The organism is Acidovorax sp. ST3, from assembly GCF_003231145.1.
In the GTDB taxonomy this organism is placed as follows: Bacteria; Pseudomonadota; Gammaproteobacteria; order Burkholderiales; family Burkholderiaceae_C; genus Acidovorax.
Genome location: NZ_QKVP01000005.1, coordinates 509,491 through 523,938, shown reverse-complemented (window position 1 = coordinate 523,938; position 14,448 = coordinate 509,491). Strand labels below are relative to the sequence as shown.

Below are 14,448 nucleotides of genomic sequence, written 5' to 3'. Positions count from 1 at the left end.
CGATGAACCGCCAACAGCTCATTCAAAACGTCCAGCGCTACTTTGACGAGGGCCGCTTTGCCTCCGACCTGCGCCGCCGGGTGGCCTGGCGCACCGAAAGCGACACCGGCAAGGTGCCGCCCGAACTGCGCGCCTACCTCACCGACGAAATGGTGCCCTGGCTCACGCCTCTGGGTTTTGCATGCGAGGTGCTCGACAACCCCTCGCCGCAAGGCGGCCCCTTTTTGGTGGCACGCCGTGTGGAAGACCCTGCGCTGCCCACCGTGCTCACCTACGGCCACGGCGACGTGGTCAACGGGCAGGACGCGCAATGGCGCGAGGGCCTTTCGCCCTGGGAGCTGACCATAGAAGGCGAGCGCTGGTACGGCCGGGGCACGGCCGATAACAAAGGCCAGCACACCGTGAGCCTGGCCGCACTGGCCCACACCATCGAGGCCCGGGGCGGCCGTCTGGGCTACAACGTGACGCTGCTCATGGAGATGGGCGAAGAGGCAGGCTCGCCCGGCCTGGGCGCCTTCTGCGAGCGACACCGCGATGCATTGAAGGCCGACCTGTTCGTGGCCAGCGACGGCCCCCGTGTGAATGCGGGCCACCCCACCCTCTTTCTGGGGTCGCGCGGTGCGATCAATTTCTCGCTCGCCGTGCGCAGCCGCGACAAGGCCTACCACTCCGGCAACTGGGGCGGCGTGCTGGCCAACCCGGCCACGGTACTCACGCACGCGCTGGCCACGCTGGTGGACGCGAAGGGCCGCATCCTGGTCAAAGGCCTGCTGCCGCCTGCGGTGCCCGACAAGCTGCGCACTGCCCTCAAAGACGTGGTGATTGGCACCGGAGCCGATGACCCCGCGCTCACCCCCGGCTGGGGCGAGCCCGGCCTCACCCCAGCCGAGCAGCTGGTGGGCTGGAACACGCTGGAGGTGCTGGCGCTGGGCGCGGGCAACGCGCAGCGGCCCATCAATGCCATCCATGCACAGGCCGTAGCGCATTGCCAGCTGCGCTTTGTGGTGGGCACCGACTGGCAGAACGTGCAGGCCACGCTGCGCGAGCACCTGGACGCGCATGGCTTCAACCAGGTCGAAATCACCATGGGCATGCACTGCGGCGCCACGCGGCTCGATCTGCACAACCCCTGGGTGGACTGGACGATGGCCTCGCTGCAGGCCAGCGCCGGCCAGCCCGCCACGCTGCTGCCCAACCTGGCAGGCTCGCTGCCCAACGACATCTTTGCCGACCAGCTGGGCCTGCCCACGCTGTGGGTGCCCCACTCGTACCCCGCTTGCGCCCAGCATGCACCCAACGAGCACTTGCTGGCACCCGTGGCACGAGAAGGGCTTGCGGTGATGGCCGGGTTGTTCTGGGACCTGGGCGAGCCCCAAGGAACGCCGTGGACGGAAGGACGCACCGCCCGGCAAGAGGCGACGGCCTGACGGCTGCGCACGACGATTCGGCAATAAACAAAGGGGCCCTGCGGGCCCCTTTGTTTTACTCTTGCAGAGTCACAGGGCCATGGCCTGCCTCGGTCACAAAGCCGGGTCGCGCAGCTCCCAGCGGATCGCGTCGATGGCCTTCAGCACCTCGGGCGACAGCGTGGTGCCCCAGGCGTTCAGGTCTTCCTCCAGCTGCGCCACCGACGTCACGCCGATGATGGTGCTGGCCACCTGCCACTTGGTGTAGCAGAACGCCAGCGCCATCTGGGTGGGCGTCATGCCGTTGGCGCGGGCCAGCGCGTTGTAGCGGCGAGAGGCCTCCAGCGCCTCGGGGCGGCCCCAGCGCTGTTTGCGCACGGATTCATACGATGCAATGCGCGCACCCTGCGGGGCATTCGGGCCGGTGATGCCACTTTCGTCGTACTTGCCCGTCAGCAGGCCAAAGCCCAGGGGCGAATAAGCCAGCAACGACACGTCCAGGCGGTGGCAGGTCTCATCCAGCCCGTTTTCCCAGGTGCGGTTGATCAGGCAGTACGGGTTCTGCACGGTGGCGACACGCGGCAGCCCGTGCTGCTCGGCCAGGCGCACGAATTCGTGCACGCCGTAGGGGGTTTCGTTCGACAGGCCGATGTAGCGCACCTTGCCGGCCTTCACCAGCCCGGCCAGCGCTTCCAGCTGCTCTCGGATGGGGGTTTGCGACGTTTCCTTGGCGGGGTCGTAATACAGGTTGCCGAACGCAGGCACATGGCGCTCGGGCCAGTGGATCTGGTAGAGGTCAATCACATCGGTCTGCAGGCGGCGCAGGCTGCCTTCGCACGATGCCACGATGTCGGCCGCCGTCATGCCCTTGCCCTCGCGCACCCAGGGCATTCCGCGCGATGGGCCGGCCACCTTGGTGGCCACCACCAGCTTCTGGCGCGCGCCGGGGTTCTTGGCAAACCAGTTGCCGATGATGGTTTCAGTCGCGCCAAAGGTCTCGGCCCGGGCGGGCACGGCGTACATCTCGGCCGTGTCGATGAAGTTCACGCCGCGAGCAAGCGACTGGCTCAGGATGGCATGCGAGTCGGCCTCATTGACCTGCTCGCCGAAGGTCATGGTGCCCAGGCAAATGGGGGTGACAAGCAGGTCACTCTGACCCAAGCGGACGGTGTTCATGCGGTGAAGGCTCCAGATGGTGGAAAAGTAAACAGGGCCTGCTGCGGCCCCGGCTGGCGATGGTACAAGCGATCGCCAAAACCTGCTGGGCGCCGGACTCCTTGGTGACACCGCAGGGCGCCCCGCCAGCGCGGCGGCAACGTAACATTGGCACAGCATGTACCAAGTTCTCACCCCTTCGCGCAGCAGCACACTGGCGCTGCGGCACCTCAACTACCACGTCCGCCACTGGGGCCCAGAGCACAGCGACCTGCCCACGCTGGTGCTTCTGCATGGCTGGATGGACGTCAGTGCCTCCTACCAGTTCACGGTGGATGCACTGCGCCAGCCGCGCCGCATCATCGCGCCGGACTGGCGTGGCTTCGGCCTGACCACCGGGGCACCGGTGGACCACTATGTGTTTGCCGACTACCTGGCCGACCTGGACCTGCTGCTGGACCACTACGCGCCCGGCGAAGCCATCGACCTGGTGGGCCACAGCATGGGCGGCAACGTGGCCATGATGTATGGCGGCGTGCGGCCCGAGCGGGTGCGCAAGCTTGTCAACCTCGAAGGCTTTGGCCTGCCCGCCACACGCCCCGCGCAGGCGCCCACGCGCTACGCGCAATGGATCGACGAGATCAAGCAGCTGCACCAGGGCACCAAGGAACTCAAGACCTATGACAGCGCCGACGGCGTGGCCCGCCGCCTGATGAAGACCAACCCCCGCCTGTCCGAAGACAAGGCCCAATGGCTGGCCCAGCACTGGGCGCGGCCCAACGCGCAGGGGCAGTGGGAAATCCTGGGCGACCCCGCCCACAAGATCACCAGCGCGCAGCTGTACCGCGCGGACGAGGCCCTGGCCATCTACGAACGCATTACCGCCCCCGTGCTGGCCATTGAGGCCAGCGGCGACAGCCTGGGCCAGTGGTGGAACGGCCGGTACACCCTGGACGAATACCACCAGCGCCTGACCCATGTGCGCACCTGCAGCACGGCCGTCGTGCAAGACGCAGGCCACATGCTGCACCACGACCAGCCCGAGCAGGTGGCGCAGCTGATCGAAGCGTTTTTGGATGCTGCCTGAGGCAATTTGACGCCCTAGCGCCTCCAAGCGCTAGTGCATATTGCCTGAGCAGCTATCATTTTTGATATTCACCCGGCAGATTGCCCGCCGGGCTCCACGCGCCGCTGCAGCGATCGCCCCGCGCAAAGAGCATTGCCGGGGCACTTAGAGCCTGTTCAAAGTCTTTTTGGAGATCGCATTGGAGCGCAATCGGGATGAGTGGATGCTTCGGATGCGCCGCACGGGCTCGCGCCCATGTAAGCAGCCGGGGCGCCAAAACTCCGAGTTCATCGGCCCGATTTCACTCCAACCCTTCGGGCAAGTGCCTTGCCGGGCGGTTTGCTGCGTTGCGGCGCTTGTGGATAGCCGAGCTATCCACTGCGCACCGCGCCTTGCATCCTATCCCGGCAAGGGACTTGTGCGACTACAAAAAGACTTTGAACAGGCTCTTACCCTTCCCATGAGAAAATCGCGGGTTATTCCACAGAACACGCAGGACAAGAATCATGGACGCAGAACGCATCAACCTCATCGGCACCACCCTCGAAGACCTGGCTCAGCGCACCGCTGAGTTACGGAGGTATCTTTGACTTCGATGCCAAGTTCGAACGCCTGCGCACGGTAAACGCATCGCTGGAAGACCCCGCGGTCTGGAACGACCCCAAGAAGGCCCAGGAGCTGGGCAAGGAACAGAAGTCGCTCTCCAGCGTGGTGGTCACGCTGGACAAGCTCACCCGTGAGCTGGCCGACAACGCCGAGCTGTACGAGATGAGCAAGGAGGAAGGCGACGAGGCCGGCCTCATGACCATCGAGGCCGAGGCGGCAAAGCTCAAACCGCTGATCGAGGAGCTGGAGTTCCGCCGCATGTTCCGCAATGAGGCCGACCCGCTCAACTGCTTTGTGGACATCCAGGCAGGCGCTGGTGGCACCGAGGCCTGCGACTGGGCCAGCATGCTGCTGCGCCAGTACCTCAAGTACGCCGAGCGCAAGGGCTTCAAGGCCACGGTCGAAGAAGAAACCCCGGGCGACGTGGCCGGCATCAAGAGCGCCACGATCAAGATTGAGGGTGAATACGCCTTTGGCTTGCTGCGCACCGAAACCGGTGTGCACCGCCTGGTGCGCAAGAGCCCGTTCGACAGCTCCGGCGGCCGCCACACTTCGTTTGCGTCGCTGTTCGTCTACCCCGAGATCGACGACTCCATCGAGATCAACATCAACCCGGCCGACGTGCGCACCGACACCTTCCGTGCCTCCGGCGCGGGCGGCCAGCACATCAACAAGACCGACTCGGCCGTGCGCCTGACGCACATTCCCACCGGCATCGTGGTGCAGTGTCAGGACGGCCGCAGCCAGCACAGCAACCGCGACGTGGCGTGGCAGCGCCTGCGCAGCCGCCTGTACGACTTCGAAATGCGCAAGCGCATGGAAGAGCAGCAAAAGCTGGAAGACACCAAGACCGATGTGGGCTGGGGCCACCAGATCCGCAGCTACGTGCTGGACAACAGCCGCATCAAGGACCTGCGCACCAACGTCGAAATCTCGGCCACGCAAAAGGTGCTGGACGGCGACCTAGACGCCTTCATCGAAGCTTCATTGAAGCAAGGCGTCTGAGCGATGCGGATGCGCACCGACGCCATCATCTTCGACATGGACGGCACCATGATCGACTCGATGCCCTGGCACGCCCAGGCATGGGTCGAGTTTGCTCGCCGCCGGGGCATGGACATCGACGTGCCCGACCTCATGGCGCGCACCACGGGCCGCAATGGCACCGAGTGCATCGTGGAACTGCTGGGCCGCCCTGTGTCGCAGGACGAGGCCGACGCGCTCACGCACGAAAAAGAAACCATCTACCGCGAGCTATTCGCCCCGCGCTTTGCCGAGGTGGCGGGCTTTCGCCAGTTTGCAGCTCAGGTGCGCGCGCGCGGCCTCAAGGTGGCCGTGGGCACGGCCGGCGACATCGGCAACGTGGAATTCGCCCTGGGCCACCTCGGCCTAGAGCCCGCGCCGCAAGCGATCGTGCGCGGCGACGAGGGCCTGCCTGGCAAGCCCCAGCCCGCCATCTTTCTCGAAGCCGCACGCCGCATCGCGGCTGACCCGGCGCATTGCATCGTTTTTGAAGATGCGCCCTTCGGCATCGAGGCCGCACGCCGCGCGGGCATGCGCGCCGTGGCCATCTGCAGCACCCACACGCCCGAGCAACTGGCCGGGCCTCATGTGCTGGTCGCCGTGCGCGACTACACCGAACTCATGAACACCGACTTTCTGGAGAGCATCCATGTTGCAACTGCATAAAGCCGACGGAAGCGGAGACGGCGCGGCCCCGGCCATCGCTATCCGCCGCGAGGACTACACCGCCCCCGCCTACTGGATCGACAGCGTGGAGCTGACCTTCGACCTGGACCCGGCCAAGACGCGCGTGCTCAACCGCATGACGCTGCGTCGCAACCCCGATGTGGCCGCGCAGCCGCTCAAGCTCGACGGTGACGACCTGAACCTGGCGCGCGTGCTGGTCAACGGCCAGGGCACATCGTTCAAGATGGAAGGCACCCGCCTGGTGCTGGAGAACCTGCCCGAAGGCTCCGAGCCTTTCGCGCTGGAGATCTTCACCACCTGCTGCCCCGCCAAGAACACGCAGCTCATGGGCCTGTACGTGAGCCAGGGCACCTTCTTCACGCAGTGCGAGGCCGAGGGCTTTCGCCGCATCACCTACTTCCTGGACCGGCCCGATGTGATGGCCAGCTACACCGTCACACTGCGCGCCGACAAGGCCCAGTACCCGGTGCTGCTGAGCAACGGCAATCTGGTGGACAGCGGGGACCTGGAAGACGGCCGCCACTTTGCGAAGTGGGTCGACCCGCACAAGAAGCCCTGCTACCTGTTCGCCCTGGTGGCGGGCAAGCTGGTGGCCCGCGAGCAGAAGATCAAGAGCCGCTCGGGCACCGACCACCTGCTGCAGGTCTACGTGCGCCCCGGTGATCTGGGCAAGACCGAACACGCCATGAACTCGCTGATGTACAGCGTGGCCTGGGACGAAGCCCGCTTCGGCCTGCCGCTGGACCTGGAGCGCTTCATGATCGTCGCCACCAGCGACTTCAACATGGGCGCCATGGAGAACAAGGGGCTGAACATCTTCAACACGAAGTACGTTCTGGCCAGCGAAGCCACCGCCACCGACACCGACTTCGCCAACATCGAAAGCGTGGTCGGCCACGAGTACTTCCACAACTGGACCGGCAACCGCGTCACCTGCCGTGACTGGTTCCAGCTGAGCCTGAAGGAAGGCCTCACCGTCTTCCGCGACCAGGAGTTCAGCATGGACCTGGCGGGCAGCCCCTCGGCCCGCGCCGTCAAGCGCATCGAGGACGTGCGCGTGCTGCGCACAGCCCAGTTCCCCGAAGACGCAGGCCCCATGGCCCACCCGGTGCGTCCCGACAGCTACGTCGAGATCAATAACTTCTACACCGTCACCATCTACGAAAAGGGTGCCGAGGTGGTGCGCATGCAGCACAACCTGGTGGGCCGCGAAGGCTTTGCCAAGGGCATGAAGCTGTACTTCGAACGCCACGACGGCCAGGCCGTGACCTGCGACGACTTTGTGCAGGCCATTGCCGATGCCAACCCGGGCAGCCCGCTGGCGCAGCACCTGCCCCAGTTCAAACGCTGGTACAGCCAGGCCGGCACGCCCCGCGTGCGCGCCACGGGCCGCTACGACGCCGCCACACGCTGCTATGCGCTCACGCTGTCGCAAAGCTGCGCGGCCACGCCCGGCCAAAACGAGAAGCTGCCCTTCGTCATCCCGGTGGAGTTGGGCCTGATCGACGCCACCACCGGTGCCGCCCTGCCCTTGCACCTTGCGGGCGAAGGCGCTGCAGAAGGGCCTACCCACGCCACCTCGCGCGTGGTGGTGCTCACCGAAGCATCGCAGACGCTGACCTTCACCAACCTGGATGCCGAACCCGTGCCCTCGCTGCTGCGCGGCTTCAGTGCGCCCGTGGTGCTGGACATCGACTACACCGACGCGCAGTTGCTCACCCTGCTGGCGCACGACGCCGACGCTTTCAACCGCTGGGAAGCAGGCCAGCGCCTGGCACTGCGGATTGCTATCAATACAATAGCTGACGAGGCATATAGAACTAGCGCTAACGGCCGATTTGACCAAGCCATCCTGTCGGTAGAGTTTGTGGAAGCCATGCGCAGCGTGCTGCGCAACCCGGCCCTGGATGCAGCGTTCAAGGAGCTGGTGCTCACGTTGCCCTCCGAAATCTACATCGCCGAGCAGCTGGACGTGGTGGACCCGCAGCGCATCCACGCGGTGCGCGAAGCCATGCGCGAAGAGCTGGCACTGGCGCTGCAGTCCGACTGGGAAACCGTCTGGGAGCAGAACCAGGACACCGGCGGCTACCGCCCCGACCCCGTCTCCTCCGGCCGCCGCGCGCTCAGCGGCCTGGCGCTGCACATGCTGTGCATTGCCGCGCAGAAGACAGGCGATGTGGTGTGGCCTGGCAAGGCCTACCAGCGCTTCAAGGTTGCTGGCAATATGACGGACCGCTTCAACGCCCTGACCGCCCTGGTAGCCAGCGGCAGCGAGCTGGCCGCCCCTGCCCTGGCACGCTTTCACGCCATGTTCAAGGACGAGCCGCTGGTCATCGACAAGTGGTTTGCATTGCAAGCCGGCGCCCCGGACCGTGGCGGCAACGTGTTGCCCGCCGTGCGCCAGCTCATGTCGCACCCGGACTTCAGCCTCAAGAACCCGAACCGCGCACGCAGTGTGATCTTCAGCTACTGCAGTGCCAACCCCGGCGCGTTCCACCGGTCGGACGCAGCGGGCTACGTGTTCTGGAGCGACCGCGTGATCGAGCTGGACGCCATCAACCCACAGGTTGCCGCGCGCCTTGCGCGTGCGCTCGACCGCTGGAAGAAGCTGGCAGACCCGTGGCGCAGCGCTGCCCGCGAGGCCATCGCCCGCGTCGCCGCCAAGCCCGACCTGTCCAACGACGTGCGCGAGGTGGTGACCCGCGCGCTCGCCGAATAAACCACGACCGAGAAGAGACTGACATGGCAAAAAGCATCAGCCTGACCCGCTACCTCGTTGAGCAGCAACGGGTGGACGGACTCATCCCCTCGCAGCTGCGCCTGCTGCTTGAAGTGGTGGCCCGCGCCTGCAAGAGCATCAGCCACGCCGTGAACAAAGGTGCGCTGGGCGGCGTGCTGGGTACGGCCAGCAGCGAAAACGTGCAGGGCGAGATCCAGAAAAAGCTCGACATCATCGCCAACGAGGTGCTGATCGAAGCCAACGAATGGGGCGGCCACCTGGCGGCCATGGCATCCGAAGAAATGGACGGCATCTATCTGGTGCCCAACCGCTACCCACAGGGTGAATACCTGCTGCTGTTCGACCCCCTCGACGGCTCCAGCAACATCGATGTGAACGTGAGCATCGGCACCATCTTCAGCGTGCTGAAGAAGCCCGATGGCGACCGAGGCGTAGAGGAAGGCGACTTCCTGCAGCCCGGCACGCAGCAAGTGGCCGCGGGCTATTGCATCTACGGCCCGCAGACCACGCTGGTGCTCACCGTGGGTGACGGCGTAGCGATGTTCACGCTGGACCGCGAACAAGGCTCCTTCGTGCTGACCGAAGAGAACATCCGCATTCCCGAAGACACCAAGGAGTTCGCGATCAACATGAGCAACATGCGCCACTGGGACGAGCCTGTGAAGCGCTACATCGACGAGTGCCTGCAGGGCAAGGAAGGCCCGCGCGGCAAGGACTTCAACATGCGCTGGATCGCCAGCATGGTGGCCGACGTGCACCGCATCCTGACCCGTGGCGGTGTCTTCATGTACCCCTGGGACAAGCGCGAACCCAACAAGCCCGGCAAGCTGCGCCTGATGTACGAGGCCAACCCCATGGGCTGGCTGGTAGAACAAGCCGGTGGCGCTGCCACCAACGGCAAGCAACGCATCCTCGACATCCAGCCCACCCAGTTGCACGAGCGTGTCAGCGTGATCCTCGGCTCAAAAAATGAAGTCGAACGCGTGACCAGCTACCATTCCACGCTATAATCCAAGGCTAAGCCGGTGTAGCTCAGTCGGTAGAGCAGCTCATTCGTAATGAGAAGGTCGGGTGTTCGATTCATCTCTCCGGCACCAAATAAAAAGCCCTGATTCGCAAGAGTCAGGGCTTTTTTTCTTGGCGGCCTCGAAAGGTCAAGAAATCGACCCACTGCATCGCAGGCTCGCCGACCATAGGATGGCGGCCGACGCCCTCCAAAGCGGCCATTTCGGCGGCAAGGCATCGGCCAGCAACAAGCCCCCACGACAGGCACCCGCCTTCGTCAACAATCGTTTCTTGCGCCAGATGCAGAGCGAGGATGGCACCTTGGATGTTTGCAAACGCCAGCAACTGATGCAGACTGTGTGCCTCAGTCGGCGCCCAAAGATGGCCCATCCGCTGGCGGCCGGCTGCGTACGCAACCCCCTCACTCCAACTACCACCAGCAGCATCATCATGAATGTCGAACGCAGAGGCAGCATGGACCGCCGCAGCGGCAAGGATCGCCGCCAGGAAGAAAAAGGTCCACCCACCAATTTCGAACGGCGGCGAGCCATTGAGGCGCGTCAGCCCGAATTGACCGAACTGCACATGAGCGAGGATGAGCTCAAAGCCTTGGGTTTTGCCCCCAATCCTTCGGGCAATGCCCGAAAGGCCAGCTAGGCCTCAAGCCTGCCGCCTACGCAGGCATTCATCCCGCCTATAAGTCACCACACGTCGCCGGCGGAGCGCGGCGCCCCTATTGTTCAGCGTCTGAGATCGGCATGCTGATCAGGCGGTGCGCCACCATATCCAGTGCGGGCCTTGCATTGCCCTGCTTGTCTGTCCACACACGGGGATTCAAGCTGCCAGAAAGCGCCACGGAATCACCATCGCGCAATCGATGCACGGACGCGCACAGATCGTCATCAAAGGCGATGACGTTGACGAACAGCACTTCGCCTTCTGCAGTACTGGCCCTGACCTTCGCCAGGCTGTAAGCCTTGCCCGCCTTGTCCGTGCGGCGCTCCGCCTCACCATATAGCCGTCCGGCTACCAAGCCATCAATCATGAGGTCTCCTTGCCCATCACGGGGCGCTGGGCTGTTATGCCTTAGTAGCCATCCTTCGCCGCCGTCCGGCTGGCATAGCCACCACGGGCTCTTGATTTCGCCGCCTTCAGAACACAGAGGCGCCAGTGTGAATCCGGAGGGCCGACCTTCCAGCGCCAGCGGTGATGCAAAGAAAGCCCGAAGCGACAAAAGCAAAAAAGCCCAGAACCTTTCGGTTCTGGGCTTTTGCTAACAATGGTCGGCGTGGCGGGATTCGAACTCGCGACCCCTTGCACCCCATGCAAGTGCGCTACCAGGCTGCGCTACACGCCGACAAGACTTAGATTATATGCAGAAAAAAGCTCAGTTCAGAGAAAGTAGCGCACGAATTTCAAATAATTCTTGGCGCACTGCATTGGAGTCCAGAGAAAAGCCTGCAGCAACGATCGAAAGGTCGCGTGCGCTGTCCACCAGCATGCTGGGCAGCTCGGTATCTTGCGCCACGGAAGCGTCATCGGACACCCCCCCGTCCCGCGACGGATGGGCGAGCTCTTGCAGGCGATTGCGCGCCCCACTGATGGTGAAGCCCTGGTCGTACAGCAGATCACGAATCCGACGAATCATCAGCACCTCATGGTGCTGGTAGTAGCGACGGTTACCGCGCCGCTTCATGGGGCGCAACTGCGTGAACTCCTGCTCCCAGTAGCGCAACACATGCGGCTTGACGCCGCACAGCTCCGCGACCTCACCAATCGTGAAGTATCGCTTGGCGGGAATGGAAGGGAGGGTGGTGCCCATGAGATGCAGGTTCAAACGGGAAAGCTTTCAAGCGTACTGCAGACCAGCCTGCGCCGCCAGCCACCAAGAACATCTTGGCAACAAAAACAGCACAAATTCACGCAGCAGCCGCCGTCTGGATCTGCTCCTTGAGCTTGCTGCTGGCGTGGAAGGTCACCACACGGCGCGCCTTGATGGGAATGGCCTCTCCCGTGCGCGGATTGCGCCCGGGACGGGGTGCCTTGGTCCGGATCTGAAAGTTGCCAAAGCCCGAGAGCTTGACGTCCTTGCCCTCGACCAGGCTTTGGGCGATCAGGTCGAAGAAGGCGTCAATCATGTCCTTGGACTCGCGCTTGTTCAGGCCGATCTGATCGAACAACAGATCTGCCAACTGCGCCTTGGTCAGTGCCGGTGTCTCCAGGCTTTCGACTGCAAATTCGATCATGGTTGGTCACTCCCCCTAGACATCGTCACACCCGCAGACGAGCGCCTGTGCGCTGCGTCAGCTGCGTTATCACGGACTGCACTGCGGCGTCGATTTCCGCCTCGGTGAGCGTGGCTTCGTCACGGCCGAGGGTGAGGCGCACAGCCAGGCTTTTTTCACCGGGTGCCAAACCCCCTGCGGGTGCCTCTTCGCCAGCACGCAGCGCCTTGGGTCGGTACACGTCGAACAGCACCGCAGAGCGCAACATGCCGCCGGGAACAGCCTGCTCGACCGCGCCCATGATGTCGGCGTGGGTCACACGCTCGGCCACCACCACGGCCAGGTCGCGCTCGACCGCTTGGTGTTTAGTCACGGGCTTGAACTGTGGCACCACACGCTGCAACACAGCGTCCAACTCCAGCTCGAACATCACAGGCGCCTGGGGCAGATCCCACGACTGACGCCATTGCGGATGCAGTTCGCCCACAAACCCAATCGCGCGACCACCGACCAGAACGCGCGCGCAGCGGCCGGGGTGCATGGCAGGATGATTGCCGGGTTCGAACGTTGCGCGCAGAGGGGCCAGCAAGGCTTCCACGTCGCCCTTCACATCGAAGAAATCGATGGCCTGCTCTTTGCGCCCCCACTGCAGCATGTCGTTCGGGCCGTAGGCCAGACCCGACACGCGCATGGGCTGGTGGAAACCTTCCACCGTGGTGTCGGTATTGCGCACACTGCCGTCCCGCAGGAACACGCGGCCCAGCTCAAAGACACGCACCCGCTCGGCCTTGCGGTCGAGGTTGAACTTCAAAACTTGTAGCAAAGAACCCAATAGAGTCGAGCGCATCACGCTCATCTGGCTGGCAATCGGGTTCAGAAGCTTGATGGGCTGGGGATTGGCAGCCAGCTCGTGCTCCCAGCGCTCTTCCACAAAGCTGAAGTTGATGGTTTCTTGATAGCCCAGCGCTGCCAGCGAGCGGCGCACCGCAAACGGGCTGCGGGTAGCCTCCAGCGCCAGCTTGGGCGTGATGGGGGCCAAAGGCGGAGTGGTCGGCAGATTGTTATAGCCCACCATGCGGGCGACTTCTTCGATCAGGTCTTCCTCGATGGTGATGTCGAAACGGAACGATGGGGGCGTGACCGTCAGCGTGCCATCGCCCTGCACCACTGGCAGGCCCAGGCGCTGCAAGGCGTCTGCGCACTGCGCCTGCGTCAGCGGCATACCGATGACCTTGACGGCACGCGCCACGCGCAGGGTGACGGGCTGCGGCGCAGGCAGGTTCACGGCCTGATCATCCATCGGACCGCAGGCGGTGTCGGGCGTGCCGCAGATGTCAATGACCAGCTGGGTGATGCGCTCGATGTGCTCCACCGTCAGGCTCGGATCCACGCCACGCTCGAAACGGTGACCCGCATCCGTCGAAAAGTTGAACCGGCGCGAGCGGCCCGCCACCGCCTTGGGCCACCAAAAAGCGGCCTCGATGTAGATGTGCTTGGTGTCATCCGACACAGCCGTGGCGTCACCGCCCATGATGCCTGCCAGGGACTCCACCTGGCTGTCATCCGCGATCACCCCCACCTTGTCGTCCACCGTGATGGTGTTGCCATTGAGCAGCTTGAGCTGCTCGCCCGGCTTGCCCCAGCGCACATCCAGGCCACCATGGATCTTGTCCAGATCAAAAATGTGCGAAGGGCGGCCCAGTTCGAACATCACGTAGTTGGAGATGTCCACCAGCGGCGACACGCCACGCTGACCGCAGCGCGCCAGGCGGTCCAGCATCCACTGGGGCGTGGCGGCCCGCGTGTTCACATTGCGCACGATGCGGCCGGAGAAACGCCCACAAAGGTCGGGCGCGCTCACCTTGACCGACAGCTTGTCGGACAGCTTCGCAGCCACTGCAGGAAACGATGGCTGCTGCAGCGGCACGCCGGTCAGCGCGGACACCTCGCGTGCAATGCCATAGACGCTCAGGCAATGCGCCAGATTGGGCGTGAGCTTGAGCGTGAACAGCGTGTCATCCAGATTCAGGTACGCGCGGATGTCCTGACCCACGGGCGCTGCGGTATCCAGCTCCAGGAGGCCGCCGTGGTCTTCCGACAGCTTGAGCTCACGCGCCGAGCACAACATGCCCTGGCTTTCCACGCCGCGCAGCTTGCCCACCTTGATGAGAAACGGCTTGCCGTCATCACCCGGCGGCAGTTCGGCACCCACCAGGGCGCATGGCACCTTGATGCCTACGCGGGCATTGGGCGCACCGCACACGATGTTGAGCAGTGCGCCCCGCCCCACGTCCACCTGGCACACGCGCAGGCGGTCAGCATCAGGGTGCTGCACGGCTTCTTTGATCTCGCCCACCACGATCTTGGTGAACGGTGGGGCCACGGGACGCAGCTCCTCTACTTCGAGGCCCGCCATGGTCAGCGTTTCAGCCAGCTCGGCCGTCGTCAAGGGGGGGTTGCAGAACTCGCGCAACCAGGATTCAGGAAATTGCATAGTCGGACACTCTTGTACGGAAGGTGCGCGGCGCAGGGCAG

Annotated in this window: 12 protein-coding genes and 2 tRNA genes; 8 read left to right on the top strand and 6 right to left on the bottom strand. The window is 64.3% G+C overall.

Going from position 1 to position 14,448, the window contains the following annotated elements; genetic code table 11:
* Positions 1-2 precede the first annotated feature (2 nt).
* Positions 3-1,427 carry a M20 family metallopeptidase gene (locus DNK89_RS18615; RefSeq protein ID WP_110961279.1) on the top strand — a complete coding sequence of 475 codons (1,425 nt, stop codon included), beginning with the start codon at positions 3-5 and terminating at the stop codon, positions 1,425-1,427.
* A gap of 93 nt (positions 1,428-1,520) precedes the next feature.
* Here the strand turns inward: DNK89_RS18615 and DNK89_RS18610 are convergent, their stop codons facing one another.
* On the bottom strand, positions 1,521-2,582 hold the full coding sequence (locus DNK89_RS18610; protein WP_110961278.1) for an aldo/keto reductase: 1,062 nt from the start codon (positions 2,580-2,582) through the stop codon (positions 1,521-1,523).
* A 157-nt stretch (positions 2,583-2,739) separates the two neighbouring features.
* Here DNK89_RS18610 and DNK89_RS18605 point away from each other — a divergent pair, with 157 nt between their 5' ends.
* From DNK89_RS18605 to DNK89_RS24810, 7 genes are all read left to right on the top strand, one after another.
* Complete coding sequence (locus tag DNK89_RS18605; RefSeq protein ID WP_060987474.1) at positions 2,740-3,648, top strand: alpha/beta fold hydrolase; 909 nt, start codon at positions 2,740-2,742, stop codon at positions 3,646-3,648.
* Between the two features lie 485 nt (positions 3,649-4,133).
* Positions 4,134-5,238 (top strand): peptide chain release factor 2 gene (gene prfB, locus DNK89_RS18600; RefSeq protein ID WP_110961277.1). Its coding sequence is split into 2 segments (ribosomal slippage): positions 4,134-4,214 and positions 4,216-5,238, totalling 1,104 coding nucleotides; the frame shifts between segments, so codons are not numbered across the junction.
* A gap of 9 nt (positions 5,239-5,247) precedes the next feature.
* A complete protein-coding gene (locus DNK89_RS18595; RefSeq protein WP_110961276.1) occupies positions 5,248-5,922 on the top strand; it encodes an HAD family phosphatase in 675 nt (224 codons plus the stop codon).
* Complete coding sequence (gene pepN / locus DNK89_RS18590) at positions 5,906-8,662, top strand: aminopeptidase N (RefSeq protein ID WP_110961275.1); 2,757 nt, start codon at positions 5,906-5,908, stop codon at positions 8,660-8,662. Before DNK89_RS18595 ends, pepN begins: the two co-directional genes overlap by 17 nt.
* Positions 8,663-8,685: 23 nt before the next feature.
* Positions 8,686-9,693 (top strand): class 1 fructose-bisphosphatase, encoded by a 1,008-nt coding sequence (locus DNK89_RS18585; RefSeq protein ID WP_063460605.1) that lies wholly within the window; start codon positions 8,686-8,688, stop codon positions 9,691-9,693.
* A gap of 11 nt (positions 9,694-9,704) precedes the next feature.
* Positions 9,705-9,780, top strand: a tRNA-Thr gene (locus DNK89_RS18580).
* On the top strand, positions 9,755-10,345 hold the full coding sequence (locus tag DNK89_RS24810; protein WP_238990867.1) for a hypothetical protein: 591 nt from the start codon (positions 9,755-9,757) through the stop codon (positions 10,343-10,345). The genes DNK89_RS18580 and DNK89_RS24810 overlap by 26 nt, the downstream gene beginning before the upstream one ends.
* A gap of 76 nt (positions 10,346-10,421) precedes the next feature.
* Here the strand turns inward: DNK89_RS24810 and DNK89_RS18570 are convergent, their stop codons facing one another.
* The 5 genes from DNK89_RS18570 to pheT form a co-directional block, all read right to left on the bottom strand.
* Entirely contained in the window at positions 10,422-10,733 is a 312-nt protein-coding gene (locus DNK89_RS18570; protein WP_110961274.1) for a single-stranded DNA-binding protein, read from the bottom strand.
* Positions 10,734-10,968: 235 nt separating this feature from the next.
* Positions 10,969-11,045, bottom strand: a tRNA-Pro gene (locus tag DNK89_RS18565).
* Between the two features lie 30 nt (positions 11,046-11,075).
* On the bottom strand, positions 11,076-11,510 hold the full coding sequence (locus tag DNK89_RS18560; protein ID WP_110961346.1) for a MerR family transcriptional regulator: 435 nt from the start codon (positions 11,508-11,510) through the stop codon (positions 11,076-11,078).
* Between the two features lie 97 nt (positions 11,511-11,607).
* Entirely contained in the window at positions 11,608-11,934 is a 327-nt protein-coding gene (locus tag DNK89_RS18555) for an integration host factor subunit alpha (RefSeq protein WP_110961273.1), read from the bottom strand.
* A gap of 25 nt (positions 11,935-11,959) precedes the next feature.
* Complete coding sequence (gene pheT / locus DNK89_RS18550) at positions 11,960-14,407, bottom strand: phenylalanine--tRNA ligase subunit beta (protein WP_110961272.1); 2,448 nt, start codon at positions 14,405-14,407, stop codon at positions 11,960-11,962.
* Between the last annotated feature and the right edge of the window lie 41 nt (positions 14,408-14,448).